14 protein-coding genes are annotated in these 14,931 nt (G+C 40.6%); 9 read left to right on the top strand and 5 right to left on the bottom strand.

The window, feature by feature from the left end; genetic code table 11:
• Nucleotides 1–52: 52 nt before the first annotated feature.
• Nucleotides 53–847: an inositol monophosphatase family protein gene (locus QYG89_RS04110; RefSeq protein WP_404314856.1), complete on the top strand. Its 795-nt coding sequence runs from the start codon at nt 53–55 to the stop codon at nt 845–847.
• Nucleotides 848–979: 132 nt separating this feature from the next.
• Here the strand turns inward: QYG89_RS04110 and QYG89_RS04115 are convergent, their stop codons facing one another.
• Nucleotides 980–1,165: a YlaF family protein gene (locus tag QYG89_RS04115; RefSeq protein ID WP_404314858.1), complete on the bottom strand. Its 186-nt coding sequence runs from the start codon at nt 1,163–1,165 to the stop codon at nt 980–982.
• Nucleotides 1,166–1,321: 156 nt separating this feature from the next.
• Here QYG89_RS04115 and typA point away from each other — a divergent pair, with 156 nt between their 5' ends.
• A complete protein-coding gene (gene typA, locus QYG89_RS04120) occupies nt 1,322–3,157 on the top strand; it encodes a translational GTPase TypA (protein WP_404314860.1) in 1,836 nt (611 codons plus the stop codon).
• A gap of 21 nt (nt 3,158–3,178) precedes the next feature.
• Entirely contained in the window at nt 3,179–3,487 is a 309-nt protein-coding gene (locus QYG89_RS04125) for a YlaH-like family protein (RefSeq protein WP_404314862.1), read from the top strand.
• A 78-nt stretch (nt 3,488–3,565) separates the two neighbouring features.
• Here QYG89_RS04125 and QYG89_RS04130 read toward each other — a convergent pair whose 3' ends face one another.
• Complete coding sequence (locus tag QYG89_RS04130; RefSeq protein ID WP_404314864.1) at nt 3,566–3,766, bottom strand: YlaI family protein; 201 nt, start codon at nt 3,764–3,766, stop codon at nt 3,566–3,568.
• 130 nt (nt 3,767–3,896) lie between these two features.
• On the opposite strand from QYG89_RS04130, the gene QYG89_RS04135 reads away from it, so the two are divergent.
• Nucleotides 3,897–4,367, top strand: a complete 471-nt coding sequence (locus QYG89_RS04135) for a pyridoxamine 5'-phosphate oxidase family protein (protein WP_404314866.1) — start codon at nt 3,897–3,899, stop codon at nt 4,365–4,367.
• Between the two features lie 74 nt (nt 4,368–4,441).
• Here the strand turns inward: QYG89_RS04135 and QYG89_RS04140 are convergent, their stop codons facing one another.
• Nucleotides 4,442–5,044 carry a YhcN/YlaJ family sporulation lipoprotein gene (locus QYG89_RS04140; protein WP_404314868.1) on the bottom strand — a complete coding sequence of 201 codons (603 nt, stop codon included), beginning with the start codon at nt 5,042–5,044 and terminating at the stop codon, nt 4,442–4,444.
• Nucleotides 5,045–5,219: 175 nt separating this feature from the next.
• Here QYG89_RS04140 and QYG89_RS04145 point away from each other — a divergent pair, with 175 nt between their 5' ends.
• On the top strand, nt 5,220–6,548 hold the full coding sequence (locus tag QYG89_RS04145; protein WP_404314870.1) for a PhoH family protein: 1,329 nt from the start codon (nt 5,220–5,222) through the stop codon (nt 6,546–6,548).
• A 115-nt stretch (nt 6,549–6,663) separates the two neighbouring features.
• Here the strand turns inward: QYG89_RS04145 and QYG89_RS04150 are convergent, their stop codons facing one another.
• The gene (locus tag QYG89_RS04150; RefSeq protein WP_404314872.1) at nt 6,664–7,164 is read right to left on the bottom strand and encodes a molybdopterin-binding protein; all 501 of its coding nucleotides are present in this window, start codon (nt 7,162–7,164) and stop codon (nt 6,664–6,666) included.
• Nucleotides 7,165–7,325: 161 nt separating this feature from the next.
• Here QYG89_RS04150 and QYG89_RS04155 point away from each other — a divergent pair, with 161 nt between their 5' ends.
• The 3 genes from QYG89_RS04155 (at nt 7,326) to pyc (ending at nt 12,558) form a co-directional block, all read left to right on the top strand.
• Complete coding sequence (locus QYG89_RS04155; RefSeq protein ID WP_404314874.1) at nt 7,326–7,607, top strand: YlaN family protein; 282 nt, start codon at nt 7,326–7,328, stop codon at nt 7,605–7,607.
• Between the two features lie 254 nt (nt 7,608–7,861).
• Nucleotides 7,862–9,013: an FtsW/RodA/SpoVE family cell cycle protein gene (locus QYG89_RS04160; protein WP_404314876.1), complete on the top strand. Its 1,152-nt coding sequence runs from the start codon at nt 7,862–7,864 to the stop codon at nt 9,011–9,013.
• Nucleotides 9,014–9,120: 107 nt separating this feature from the next.
• The gene (pyc, locus tag QYG89_RS04165; protein WP_404314878.1) at nt 9,121–12,558 is read left to right on the top strand and encodes a pyruvate carboxylase; all 3,438 of its coding nucleotides are present in this window, start codon (nt 9,121–9,123) and stop codon (nt 12,556–12,558) included.
• Nucleotides 12,559–12,591: 33 nt separating this feature from the next.
• On the opposite strand, the gene QYG89_RS04170 is transcribed toward pyc, so the two are convergent.
• Nucleotides 12,592–13,518: a COX15/CtaA family protein gene (locus QYG89_RS04170; protein WP_404314880.1), complete on the bottom strand. Its 927-nt coding sequence runs from the start codon at nt 13,516–13,518 to the stop codon at nt 12,592–12,594.
• Between the two features lie 399 nt (nt 13,519–13,917).
• On the opposite strand from QYG89_RS04170, the gene cyoE reads away from it, so the two are divergent.
• Nucleotides 13,918–14,844, top strand: a complete 927-nt coding sequence (gene cyoE, locus QYG89_RS04175; RefSeq protein WP_404314882.1) for a heme o synthase — start codon at nt 13,918–13,920, stop codon at nt 14,842–14,844.
• Nucleotides 14,845–14,931: the final 87 nt, after the last annotated feature.

A 14,931-nucleotide genomic window follows, 5' to 3' on the forward strand; every position in this document is an offset into this window, starting at 1 on the left:
ATTTTATGTATATAGTGTACGTTACATAATTTTCCACAGTGGAGGAACAGTTATGGTGAATTGGATGGAAATCGACCAGCAGGTGAAGATGTGGATCATGGAGGCAGGGAGTTCAATTCGGGAATCATTTCAGCATTCTTTAAGTATTCAGACAAAATCAAACCCGAACGATTTAGTAACAAATATTGACAAAGAAACGGAACGGTTTTTTATCTCGAATATTCGAAAAACGTATCCCGGCCACTTTATTTTGGGAGAAGAAGGACAAGGGGATGAATTAGCGTCACTGGAGGGGATTGTTTGGATTATTGATCCAATTGACGGAACAATGAATTTCATACACCAACAGCGCCATTTTGCTATTTCAATCGGCATTTATGAAAACGGTATCGGACGGTTAGGATACATTTACGATGTGGCGCATGATGAGCTGTATTATGCAGAGCGTGGAAATGGCGCTTATATGAATGGGGTAAGGCTGCCTGCGTTAACAGAAGTGCCGGTTGAAAAAGCCCTCATTGCCATTAATGCGACTTGGCTTGTAAAAAACAGGTACTTTGATGAAAAGAAGTTAGTGAGCTTAGCTTCGAGAGTAAGGGGGACTCGTTCTTATGGATCAGCTGCCTTAGAACTTGCTTATGTAGCTTCAGGCAGACTTGAAGGCTATTTAACAATGAGGTTGTCCCCATGGGATTTTGCTGCTGGAAAAGTGTTAGTGGAAGAAGTAGGCGGCGTTGTAACCAATTTATGGGGACAAGAACTGGACATGATGAAAACGAACAGCGTGTTTGCCGGAGCTCCCGGATTTCATAAGAAAATATTAACTGATTTTTTATTGAAAAAATAAAAAACAAAAAGGATGCGGAATAAAAAGCCTGCATCCTTTTTGTTTGCTTGCGCGTTATGATCAAATCAGAGAGAGCTGTGTTCCTCTTTGGCTTTGGGGAAGCCCTGCATTCAGAATGCTAATGTATCATCGTTACAGTTTTCCAGCCCTTCTCATTTTTGCTTTTGTGGAAAAGCCGAATCCCATAATAGCGATCAGAGCTACGATGCAGAAAATGAGGCCTAGAAGGCTTTTTTCTCCTATAGCAATCCCCATTCCAATCATGCATGATGCAGCGGCAATAGCGAATAATAAAAATATCCATTTTATTTCTTTCACGATTTGTTCCTCCCTTTTCCCTTATTGTACAAAATTTTTAGGAACAGAGAAACCTTTAATAAGAGTTAGGAATTCATTAACACTTGTGATATAATAATTCAGTTACGGAAGCGACTTTCATGAATTGAAGGCTTTTATTAGTCAGGAGGAACTAATTTGAATACAAGAAATGATTTAAAAAATATTGCGATCATTGCCCACGTTGACCACGGAAAAACAACACTTGTTGATCAGCTGCTTAAACAATCAGGAAGCTTCAGAAGCAATGAACATATAGAAGAGCGGGCGATGGATTCAGGCGATATTGAAAGAGAACGCGGAATTACAATCTTAGCAAAGAATACAGCAATACAATATAGAGATACAAAAATCAACATTTTAGATACTCCAGGACACGCGGACTTTGGCGGGGAAGTTGAACGGATTATGAAAATGGTTGATGGCGTCTTGCTCGTTGTCGATGCTTATGAAGGCTGTATGCCGCAAACGCGTTTTGTACTAAAAAAAGCACTTGAACAAAACTTGCGTCCAATCGTTGTTGTGAATAAGATTGACCGTGATTTTGCCCGCCCAGAAGAAGTAGTGGACGAAGTGTTGGAGCTTTTCATTGAACTTGACGCAAATGACGAACAGCTTGAATTCCCAGTTGTTTATGCTTCAGGCATTAATGGAACATCTAGCACAACTCCAGATAAACAAGATGAAAACATGGAATCATTATTCGATGCGATTATCGAACATGTTCCTTCACCGATAGATAACAGTGATGAACCGCTTCAATTCCAGGTATCATTACTTGATTATAATGATTATGTCGGCCGTATAGGGATTGGCCGGGTGTTCCGAGGAACGATTAAAGTAGGCGAGCAGGTCGCACTCATGAAAATTGATGGAACAGTCAAACAATTCCGCGTCACAAAACTATTTGGTTTTATGGGATTGAAACGGATCGAAATTCAAGAAGCGAGTGCGGGAGATTTAATTGCCGTATCAGGTATGGAAGATATTAACGTTGGTGAAACAGTATGTCCGGTCGATTATCAGGAGGCTCTTCCTGTTCTTCATATCGATGAGCCGACATTACAAATGACTTTCCTTGTTAATAACAGCCCATTCGCCGGACGTGAAGGGAAATTTGTTACTTCTAGAAAAATTCAAGAGCGGCTTGAAGCACAGCTGGAAACAGATGTGAGCTTGCGGGTGGAAAACACAGATTCACCAGATGCATGGGTTGTATCTGGACGTGGTGAGCTTCACTTATCGATCCTGCTGGAAAATATGCGCCGTGAAGGATATGAAATTCAAGTATCAAAGCCCCAAGTAATCGTAAAAGAAATAGATGGTGTGCGCTGTGAGCCGGTTGAGCGTGTTCAAATTGATGTGCCGGAAGAATATACGGGTTCTATTATTGAATCATTAGGCTCGCGTAAAGGCGAAATGCTTGATATGATTAATAACGGAAACGGTCAAGTTCGCTTGATCTTTATGGTGCCTGCCCGTGGATTAATTGGATATACAACAGAATTCCTAACGATGACTCGCGGTTATGGAATTATTAACCACACGTTTGACAGTTATCAGCCGATGCAGCCAGGAAGAGTAGGCGGCCGCCGCCAAGGTGTGCTTGTTTCTATGGAAGCTGGAAAAGCTTCTCAATATGGAATTATGCAAGTAGAAGACCGCGGAACTATTTTTGTAGAGCCGGGAACGGAAATTTATGGTGGAATGATTGTTGGAGAGCATACGCGTGAAAATGACTTAACTGTAAATATTACAAAGGTTAAGCAGGCAACGAACGTGCGCTCTGCTACGAAAGAACAAACAACAACGATGAAGAAGCCGCGCATTATGTCTTTAGAAGAAGCATTAGAGTATTTAAATGATGATGAATACTGTGAGATCACACCACAATCTATTCGTCTGCGTAAACAAATACTCGACAAAAACGAACGGGAGAGAGCAGCCAAAAAGAAAAAGTACGAGGAAATGTAACTTATAAGGGGGAGATGGGGAGTGGAAGGGTTAGAACACGTCAGCCCGCTGCTTAGAATATTGATTCAAGGAGTAGATGCTGTCTGGGCGGTCAGAATCTACTGGCTGGCCATTATTGTGCTTTGTGTTCTTGTCTACAATCTCGGTTTTGCCAAGAAATTATCTGTAGCAAAAAACATTATTGTATATGCAGTGCTAATTGTAGGATCATTGCTTCTGTTGATTCTATCGTACCAGCTTCCTGTTGTCGAAAGCTTGATCGCAGCAGCATTAGTGCTGGGTATTTATAAGTTTAGATTAAAAACGCACAAAGAAGAGAATCAAAACTAAAAAGACCACATTGAAACTGCATCTCTATTGAAGATGCAGTTTTTTATGTGGTCTTTTACCTATTATCGAGCGGTATGTTTATAACGTCTGCGGCTCTTTGCCCGAACGGTAAACATGAAATTTGCCAGTTGCAATCCGTTCTTGTGTTTTCTTCGCTATTCGTTCATTACAATCGGTACACATATATGTATGGATTGGCCGGTTTCGCAGTTTTTTGGCAATGAGCAGCTGATCATCAATTTTTTCAACTTTTTCGCATAAAATACATTTAACTCTCATTTCAGCTACCTCCAATATTTTTCATTCATTATATCACGAGTTGGGAAAAGGAGTCTTCACGTGATGGAAAAAGAAGTGGAAAAGTTCGGCAGAGGCCGTGTGATCATGTATAATAAAAGAAAGGGAGGAGATGAATTTGGCTAATAGAGTGGAAACGTATTTGGTACCTGCCTTATTTGACGCTTTACAGGAAGACCGCCTGGTTACGATTGCTACGATTGATAAGGAATCTGGGGGACCCGCTATTCATGCTATTTCCTGGATTCGTGCATTTGATGAAAAAACGTTACGCATCGCTGTAGACGGCCGTTCACGTATGGTGAATAATCTTAAGCACAATCCTGCTGCCGCCATTCATTTATTAGCGAATGAATCTGCTTATGCCATATCAGGAACAGGGACAATTCTTACAGAAAAAGCGGCTGGTGTGCCTGTTCAAACGGCTATTATAGAAATTCATGTGTCGGAAATTCGAGATGTCATGTTTTACGGATCGAAAATCATTATTGAACCGAAACATGAAAAAACGTACGATGAACAAGCCGCAAAAAAATTAGATGATCAAGTACTGGAAGCGTTAAAAAGAGGAGCTGATTCATAATATCCAGCTCCTTTTGTTGAAGGATCTTCAATGAGAATGACCATCCACAATTCTTGATCTCTGTGTGTACCTGCCTATTTTTGATGATTTGATTGTTCTTCTTGTTGTTGTTCTAAATTTTGCTGTTCAGCCGGAGATAGCTTTTCTTTTGGCTTCTCTGTAGGCCTTTTTGTCTCAGGCTCGATTAAATCACCAGGCACCTCAGGCATGGCGCGGCCGGCAATATCGGCCAGTTCATTGGCCAAGCCTTGCAGCGGCCGGCCATTTTCAATATCCTGTCCAATTTCTTTGACGCGCGCATATAAGTCAGGATCAGCGACGACTACCGCATTAGCACCATAAGGCTGATGTTTCAGCCCTTCAGCGACTGTGTATTTGATTGAGCCGACTTCTGAACGATCCAAGTCAGCATCGACATCGATCCCAACAATGGCATATCGTCCCCAAGAAACCGCAGCAGCATCATTCACTCCCGGCATTTGCTGGGCGGTGTCTGCCAGACGGCGGCTAGCTTCACGCATAGAAATTCTCTGCTTATTTTCTGGATCGCTGTTATCCACTCGTACTTTATAAAGTGCCTGGTCCGTTTTGTTCGCTTCTGTGTTAAACCCCATTTGTTCTTTTTGAGCGCATCCGAAAAGAAGAGCGATCATGAGAATGGGGAGAATACGTTTCATGTTTGTCACCTCTTCGGTTGATAAATAAAATCCCTGCAACTATTTATATTTTGTGATTTTCTTCTATTCTTATTCATGCACACATATATTTTTATCAGCCTTTGCCTTACCGTTGAACGCAGCATCGCTCTTTTTCATATAATAAAAAAAGATGAACGAAGCAGGAGGCGTGTCGTTGAGTAAAATTTATGTGCTAGATACTAATGTTCTGTTGCAAGATCCATATGCCATGTATTCTTTTGAAGATAATGAAATCGTAATACCGGCAGTTGTACTTGAAGAATTGGATTCAAAGAAGCGTTATATGGATGAAATTGGAAGGAACGCTAGGCTTGTATCGAAATTAATTGATAAAATGCGTGAAAAGGGCAAGCTGCACGAAAGCATCAAATTAGAGAACGGCGGAAGTCTTAGAATTGAACTGAATCACCGGTCTTTTCAAAAGTTTCAGGACGTATTCGTAGAAAAAACAAATGATAACCGAATTTTAGCAGTAGCAAAGAACTTATCCGTCGAGGAAGAAGCCAAAGAAAACGGGCGGTCAGTTATTTTGGTTAGTAAAGATACGCTCGTTCGGGTAAAAGCAGATGCGATCGGCTTGCAGGCCGAAGACTTTTTAAGTGACCGTGTCATAGAAATGAGCGATATCTATAGAGGTTTTTTAGAAATATACGTATCGAAAGAAGTGCTGGATTTATTTTATCAAAAAGGGGAATTGCCGCTTTCTGAAATCGCTCACCATCCATTTTACCCGAATCAATTCCTCATAATGAAAGACGCTCTGGGCGGTTCTTCCTCGGCTGTCGGCATGGTGGATGCCAGCGCAAAAACGCTCAGAAAACTGCGGCACGATGAAGATATCGTGTGGGGAATTAAACCGCGAAACGTTCAGCAAATGATGGCGATTGAATTATTAATGAGACCTGACATTCCACTTGTTACTATGGCGGGAAAAGCAGGAACCGGAAAAACACTCGTTGCTCTTGCTGCCGGACTTTTACAGACAGAAGATTTAAAGCTGTTTAAGAAGCTTCTGGTGGCACGTCCCATTATTCCTGTCGGAAAAGACATCGGTTATTTACCAGGTGAAAAGCAAGAAAAGTTACGGCCATGGATTCAGCCTATTTATGATAACCTTGAATATTTATTTAATACGAAAAAACCAGGGGAAATTGATCATATTCTGGCGGGACTGAATTCGGTCGAAGTAGAAGCACTCACTTATATACGGGGCAGAAGCATCCCGGAACAATACATTATTATTGATGAAGCACAAAATTTAACGAAACATGAAGTGAAAACCATTTTGACGCGGGTGGGAGAGGAAAGTAAAATTGTATTAATGGGAGATACAGCTCAGATTGATCATCCGTATTTAGATGAATATAATAACGGATTGACCTATGCTATTGAAAAGTTTAAAGATCAAGCTGTTTCAGGTCACATTAAATTAATGAAAGGGGAGCGTTCGGGGCTCGCCCAGTTAGCTGCAGACATTTTATAAGTACTGAAAAGAGGTCGATTCAAAAGAGGATGTCCCGGCCGACAACATACGGTATATTGTCGGCGGGGGACGGCGTTTTTGTTTGGGTTAACCTCTTTTCCATACTATACCCATTTTATTCAATACGGAAAGCTTTCACCCGCACAATAGGATTATTCCGATTGGAACCATCTTTCCAAAGAACGTGTACTGGCCCATCTTCTCGAAGCGGCTTTCCCTCTTTGGAAAAAGCAAGAATCATTTCATCTGCCTGCTCGATAGGCCATAACACTTCCCCGTGGGCTGTTTCGATTATAATGTCTTGAGCAGCCGGATCTGGCTCAGCATTCTTTAAGAATGGATCAAAGGGAATACCGAATGTACCAGTAAGTATCTTTTCCTTTTCGTATTTTTTTTCAGATTGAATCGTTGGTGGAAACACTGCACCTTCCTGGATTTCTTTATCCCAGAATTTAGAGATGCTTTTTGTATACTCCTCGTCTGTGGACAAGCCGCCGCTCCTCTCCGTGTCAAAATATGTATTTAAGTCTATACGTCGGTCATCAAAAATCCATACTCCTGGATCTAAAGTCAGCGGAAATGTGACTTTCCCCTTAATTGGTATAATTGTATTCATCGGGTTCGCTCCCTTGTCTAAATTGACGTTACATATAAATTATAGCGCTACAATCTTTTCTTGTCAGGAGATAAATTCGAAATTCCTTGCAAATTAGTTACATTAACGATAAAATTTTATAAGATACATTCAATTTATTGTGCTGAACAGGGGGGTTAGATATGACATCTGAATTAACAGTGACTCACAGGGAAAAAGCCTACTCTCTATTAGAAACAGATGCAGAGAAAATCTTGCGTCTTATAAAGGTTCAAATGGACAACTTGACGATGCCCCAGTGCCCTCTTTATGAAGAAGTGCTGGATACTCAGATGTTTGGCTTATCCCGTGAAATAGATTTTGCGATTCGTTTAGGTCTAGTGGATGAGAAAGATGGAAAGGAACTGATTGATTCACTTGAACGGGAACTGTCAGCTCTCCATGAAGCATCCACTCGAGAATAAACGATCAAAAAACTCAAACAATTCATATGGATGTTTGAGTTTTTTTACATAAAGGCCGTGTTAAACGATGCTATGGATCAAACAAGTTTCTACTCACTTCGTCTGAAACGGAAGTTCCACATGTCTGTTCATGAAGCCGAAAGAGCCGGGATGCGTCAAAACTCAATAGCCTTCTATAACGCACCTTACACAAAAGGATGCAATCTGAATATGGACACGCCGTGCTGTAAGATGTAAAAGATAGGAAGATTAATATGTGGAAAAAAATAATTAAATCATACGATTATTCACTCATAGCAGCCTTTATTCTGCTTTGTTTATTCGGATTGATGATGGTGTACAGTGCTAGCTCTGTGACAGCTGTGCAGCGCTATGAAGTGGCAAGTGATTACTTCTACAATAAACAAAAGATTCATATAATGATTGCCTCATTTTTCTTTTTCATAGCTGCTGCGTTTCCGTACAAAGCCTATAAAAACAGTAAATTTCTATTTATTATGATAGCAGGCATTGTTGGATTGCTTTGTATCCTTGCGTTTTTTGGAACGATCTCAAATAATGCTAGAAGCTGGATACGTCTTGGAGGCTTTAATTTGCAGCCTTCAGAATTTGCTAAGCTGGTCATTATTATTTATATGTCGGCGATTTATGCTAAAAAGCAAAATTATATTAATTCGTTCAATAAAGGGGTTATTCCGCCGATTATTTTATTAGTTTTCTTATGTATGTTAATTGCTGCTGAACCGGATTTTGGTACAGCCTTTATTATCTTTGTCATAGGATGTACGATTATTATTTCTTCCGGTATGAAGTTTAAAAGTATGTGGAAGCTTGTCCTGCTTGGCATGATGGCTGCTTTGATCCTTTCACCGCTTATTCTTTTAAAAAAAGATCAGATTTTCACAGAAGAAAAAATGAGCCGGATTACCGGTTATCTGGAACCTTTTGAATATCAAGAAGGAGATGGGTATCATCTTGTCAATTCGTATCTTGCCATTGGTTCAGGCGGAGTCATAGGAAGAGGTCTTGGTCAAGGTATTCAAAAGCTCGGCTATTTACCTGAGCCTCATACAGATTTCATCATGGCTGTTATTGCGGAAGAGCTGGGAGTATTAGGTGTTCTCATCGTTATTGGGGGCTTGAGCTTCATTGTGTTGAAAGGGATTTATACGTCGATCAAATGCAGCGACCCATTCGGATCAATGATGGCAGTCGGTATTTCCAGCATGATTGCTATTCAATCACTGATTAATTTAGGCGGAGTGACAGGTTTGATCCCGATTACGGGTGTTACATTGCCATTCATCAGCTATGGAGGATCTTCTCTTATTTTGTTGTCTGTTTCTCTAGGGGTCCTCGTTAACATTTCGATGTTTGTTAAATATGAAAACCTTTATAAAAAATAGCAGCTGTTTTTTCTAGTAAGTAAAAAGCTGTCCCAAAGTAAATGGCTATATGCTTATGGGACAACTTTTTTTTATATATTTACTCATATGATAGGGGAGAGATGAACATGAGAAAAATTAGTAAAGTGCTAGTGGCAAACAGGGGGGAAATTGCTATTCGGGTGTTTCGTGCTTGTACAGAACTAAATATCCGCACAGTAGCTATTTATTCTAAAGAAGATTCAGGGTCTTACCATCGTTATAAAGCGGACGAGGCTTACCTAGTTGGTAAAGGGAAAAAGCCAATCGATGCTTATCTTGATATTGAAAATATTATTAAAGTTGCTAAGCAGGCAGAAGTAGATGCTATCCATCCAGGGTATGGTTTTTTGTCAGAAAATCTCGAATTTTCAAAACGATGTGAAGAAGAAGGGATTATTTTCATTGGTCCCAAGTCTAAGCATCTAGATATGTTTGGCGACAAAGTAAAAGCGAGAATCCAAGCGCAAAATGCAAATATCCCTGTCATCCCAGGCACAGATGGGCCGGTAGCTGACTTAGAGGAAGTTATTTCATTTGGAAGAGAGCATGGTTTTCCTCTCATGATCAAAGCTGCACTAGGCGGCGGCGGCCGCGGTATGCGGATTGTGAATAGTGTTGAAGATGTAAGGGAAGCTTATGAGCGCGCAAAGTCAGAAGCAAAAGCCGCTTTTGGCAATAGCGAAGTATACGTAGAAAAGTTTGTTCAAAATCCAAAACATATTGAGGTACAAATTCTTGGAGACCATGAAGGCAATATTGTCCACTTATTTGAAAGAGACTGCTCTGTACAGAGACGTCATCAGAAAGTTGTAGAGGTAGCTCCATGCGTTTCTTTATCTGAAAATTTGCGCAATTCTATTTGTGAAGCAGCTGTAGAACTAATGAAGAATGTCGATTATTTAAATGCGGGTACAGTGGAGTTTCTCGTAGCTGGAAATGAATTTTATTTTATTGAAGTAAATCCGCGTGTGCAAGTGGAGCATACAATTACGGAAATGGTGACAGGGATTGATATTGTTCAGTCGCAGATTTTAATTGCGGAAGGCCACGCTTTACATAGTAAACAAGTAGGCATTCCTAAACAGGAAGAGATCGTGATCCATGGATATGCGATTCAGTCGCGTGTCACGACAGAAGATCCATTGAATGACTTCATGCCTGATACAGGAAAAATTATGGCTTATCGTTCAGGAGGCGGTTTTGGTGTCCGTTTAGATGCAGGGAATGGATTCCAGGGATCTATTATTACTCCTTATTACGATTCTTTGCTTGTAAAAGTCTCCACATGGGCGTTGACATTTGAACAGGCGGCTTCAAAAATGGTGCGTAATTTACAAGAGTTTCGTATTCGTGGCATTAAAACGAATATTCCATTTTTAGAAAATGTAATGCGTCATGAAAACTTTATTTCAGGCCATTACGATACGTCTTTTATTGATACAACACCAGAACTGTTTATTTTCCCGAAGAGAAAAGACCGCGGAACAAAAATGCTAAATTATATTGGAAATGTGACAATTAATGGTTTTCCAGGAGTTGAAAAAAGGAAAAAGCCGATCTTTGATAAAACATTTATTCCGAATATCTCTTCAATAGAGAAAGCTGCTTCCGGTACAAAGCAGATTCTTGATCAAAAAGGAGCGGACGGACTTGTTGATTGGATCAAATCCCGTCCTGACGTTCTTTTGACGGATACGACGTTTCGTGACGCTCATCAATCGCTGCTTGCGACTCGTGTGCGGACAAGCGATTTAGCCCGTATTGCAGAACCGACTTCTAAGCTGCTGCCTAACTTATTCTCACTTGAAATGTGGGGAGGTGCCACATTTGACGTGTCATATCGCTTTTTGAAAGAGGACCCGTGGAAGCGTCTCATTACATTGAGAGAACAAGTGCCTAATGTGTTGTTTCAAATGCTTCTTCGGGCATCTAATGCTGTCGGCTATACAAATTACCCGGACAATGTAATTCGTGAATTTGTCCATCAATCTGCGGATGCTGGTATTGATGTCTTCCGGATTTTTGACAGTTTAAACTGGGTGAAGGGAATGGAAACGGCCATTGATGCTGTGCGTCAGACAGGAAAGATTGCTGAAGCAGCCATTTGTTATACAGGTGACATTGAGGATCCAACCCGGACAAAGTATGATATTCGTTATTATAAAGAGATGGCAAAAGAATTGGAACATCAAGGCGCGCACATTCTTTGCATCAAAGACATGGCTGGTTTATTAAAGCCGCAGGCTGCCTATCGATTAATTTCCGAGTTGAAAGCAACGGTAGATGTCCCTATTCACCTTCATACGCATGATACGAGCGGAAATGGTATTTACATGTATGCAAAAGCAATCGAAGCAGGTGTAGATATTGTTGATACAGCATTAAGTGCGATGGCAGGCTTAACGTCACAGCCGAGTGTCAATACGCTTTATTATGCGTTGAAAGGAACAGAGAGAGCACCTTTAGTGGATATTGAATCTTTGGAAAAGTTATCTCAATATTGGGAAGGAGTTCGTAAATATTACCAAGATTTTGAAAGTGGAATGATTGCACCGCATACAGAAGTGTATAAACATGAAATGCCTGGAGGACAATACAGCAACCTGCAGCAGCAAGCAAAAGCGGTAGGGCTTGGCAATCGGTGGGAAGAAGTAAAAGACATGTACAGCCGTGTTAACTTAATGTTTGGAGATATTGTGAAAGTGACACCATCTTCGAAAGTCGTCGGCGACATGGCGCTGTTTATGGTGCAAAACGATTTGACAGAAGAAGAGGTATTGATGAAAGGGGAGAAGATTGATTTTCCCGATTCGGTCATTGAGTTGTTTGAAGGGTATTTAGGCCAGCCGTCCGGGGGATTCCCGCAACAGCTGCAAGAAGTGATTTTAAAAGGAAAAGAGCCACTTACTGTTCGTCCGGGTGAACTCTTGAAGGAAGTTGACTTTGAAGCGCTGCGTGGTGAGCTTTATAAAGAGCTGGGGCGTCAAATAACAGATCATGATGTCATTGCCTATGCATTATATCCGAAAGTGTTCATGGAATATACGAAAACCATCGATCAGTTCGGTGATATATCTGCCCTAGATACACCAACGTTCTTATACGGGATGCGTCTAGGTGAAGAGATTGAGGTTGAAATTGAAACCGGGAAAACATTAATTGTCAAGCTTGTATCCATTGGACAGCCGCAAGCAGACGGGACACGTGTTGTTTATTTTGAGCTAAATGGTCAGCCGCGTGAGGTCATTATTAAAGACGAAAATGTGAAGTCTTCCGTTGTTTCAAAACTCAAAGCCGATCCTAAAAACGACAGCCATCTTGCTGCGACGATGCCTGGTACGGTTATCAAAGTATTGGTCGAGCGGGGAGAAAAAGTTGTTCAAGGAGATCATTTAATGATTACAGAAGCAATGAAAATGGAAACTACTGTGCAGGCACCATTTTCAGGAACAATTAAAAATATCCATGTTCAAAACGGTGAAGCAATCTCAACAGGAGATTTGTTGATCGAATTGGAAAGATAAAAAAAAAGAAGCGGCTTAGGCCTGCTTCTTTTTTTATCCAGTTTTAGTTATGCTTTTCTCATTGATTTTACTTCTGGAAACAAGAAGGATGAAATAACACAATAAGCCAAATAGGCAAGAGATAAATAAAGCATGTGCTAATGCTACATAAAGATTTACTCTAGTAAAAATAATAATTGCGCCAGACATTACCTGAAGAGACACAAGGGTAAAAGCAACAATCCACCCCCAAAAAATAACGCGCTGGTTTCTATGATGCTTGACCGCCTTGAAGGTTATATAGGCGATCCAGATGAAAATTAAGCCGGCAGCAAGACGGTGGCCCATTTGGATTCCTTGATATGTATTAAGTGAAAGGAATGGACTGCTATTTACACAAAATGGCCAATCCGGACAAGTTAAGCTGGCATTTGTATGTCTTACAAGAGCACCTGTATAGACGACTAAATAGCTATAAAGTGTGACACCGATAGTATGCCATTTCATTTGATTGTCAATAACTAACGAAGATGCATCGAATTTCTGATCGACTTCAAAGATTAAAAGAGTCAGCAGCAGTACAGCAGCAAAGGAAATAAGCGAGATGCCGAAATGAAGAGCAAGGACAAAGTCGCTCTGTCCCCATTTAACAGCGGCTGCTCCAATCAAAGCTTGGGCAACTAAAAAGAAAACGGACATAATCACTAAAAATTTCGTTTCGCGCTTATGACCGATCGACCGCCAGGAAAGAATAGATAAGGCTGCTACAAGCAGGCCGACACCGCCGGAAACGGCCCGGTGAGATAATTCAATAATGGTTTCTATCGTGATATTATCAGGAATTAACTGCCCATGGCATAGCGGCCATTCTCTTCCGCATCCGAGGCCTGAGTCGGTTTTTGTCACTAAGGCACCGCCCAGCAGGACGAGAAGCATGCCGAAAGTTGTCAAAACCGCCAGCCATTTTAAAGAGCGTTGCATGTTTTTCACCTACTTATATGTATTGCGACAGAGAATTATAAAAGAGTTCACCTTCTCGATAATACAGAAGATGATAATAAAAGACAACTTGTAAAATTATTTGGAAATGTTATTCTTAATATGTAGAAGAGACCATATGTTTATTTCTTTATTTTTATAGAATTGGCAGAAGGGGTCTTTAACACCTCTGTTGTTATTATCCTATAAAATCAAATCGATAGGAATAGTGCTTGCTCAGCGGACACAAATTCGACATAATTAGTTCATTATGTGTTCACAAAAGAACAAGATGATATGATTTAATATGGAATGAACGGTGGTTTCTCTAAGGCAAGTACTATTTGATAAAGAAGAATAAAGATTCACTCTTTATTCCTAAAAAACAGAATGCTTGTTTTTATGAGAGGGGGGAAAAAGGTGTCACGTGCCGCAACGACAATGGGAAAAAACGAACTTCCAGAAACGACAGCTATGAAAGATTTCCTAGCACTAATTAAAATAGGGATTGTCAATTCCAACTTGATCACTATTTTTACAGGACTGTGGCTTGCAATCGTTTTTAACGGCCTGCACTTTCTATCTCAACTAGATACTGTTCTTTATACATTGCTTGGGTCATCTCTGATTATTGCGGGCTCTGCCAGTTTAAATAACTTCATTGATCGGGACATTGATCCGCTGATGGAAAGAACGAAAGGGCGCCCGACTGTTACAGGGAATATAAGTTATTTGAAAGTAGTGACAATTGGACTCGCTTTCATTTTTGTAGGAACGGTACTTTTGTTTTTAACGACAATTACCGCCGGCTTCATTGGTTTGATCGGTGTATTCAGTTATGTCGTACTTTATTCAATATGGTCTAAGCGCCGCCACGTCAGTAATACTGTGGTTGGGAGTATTTCAGGGGCTGTGCCGCCATTAATCGGCTGGGCAGCGATTGATCCCAATTTGGATATTGTTGCATGGATGTTGTTTTTAATTATGTTTATTTGGCAGCCTCCGCATTTTTATGCACTGGCTATGCGACGCTGTGAAGAATACAGAGCCGCCGGCATTCCTATGCTGCCAGTAGTGAAAGGATTTTCTGTTACGAAGCGTCATATGATTATTTGGGTGCTGGCTCTCTTGCCGCTTCCGTTTTTTATGACATCACTCGGTACGGGATTCGTTGTTTTAGCGACTATTTTAAATATAGGATGGTTTGTTCTTGGATTGTCTGGATATAAAATGAAGGATGATCTGAGATGGGCAAAGCTGATGTTTATTTATTCATTACAGTATTTAACCGTCCTGTTTGTGGCGATGGTTATTTTTACTGTTATTTAATTTGCGGGAATTCTTTCTTGTCAAAGAAATCCATATATAAGCTCATATCGTTGCAGAAATTCATAAGAAAGAGGGGTTTAATTAAGC

Origin of the sequence: Bacillus lumedeiriae, assembly GCF_044891285.1 — a bacterium.
Taxonomy (GTDB): domain Bacteria; phylum Bacillota; class Bacilli; order Bacillales; family Domibacillaceae; genus Pseudobacillus; species Pseudobacillus lumedeiriae.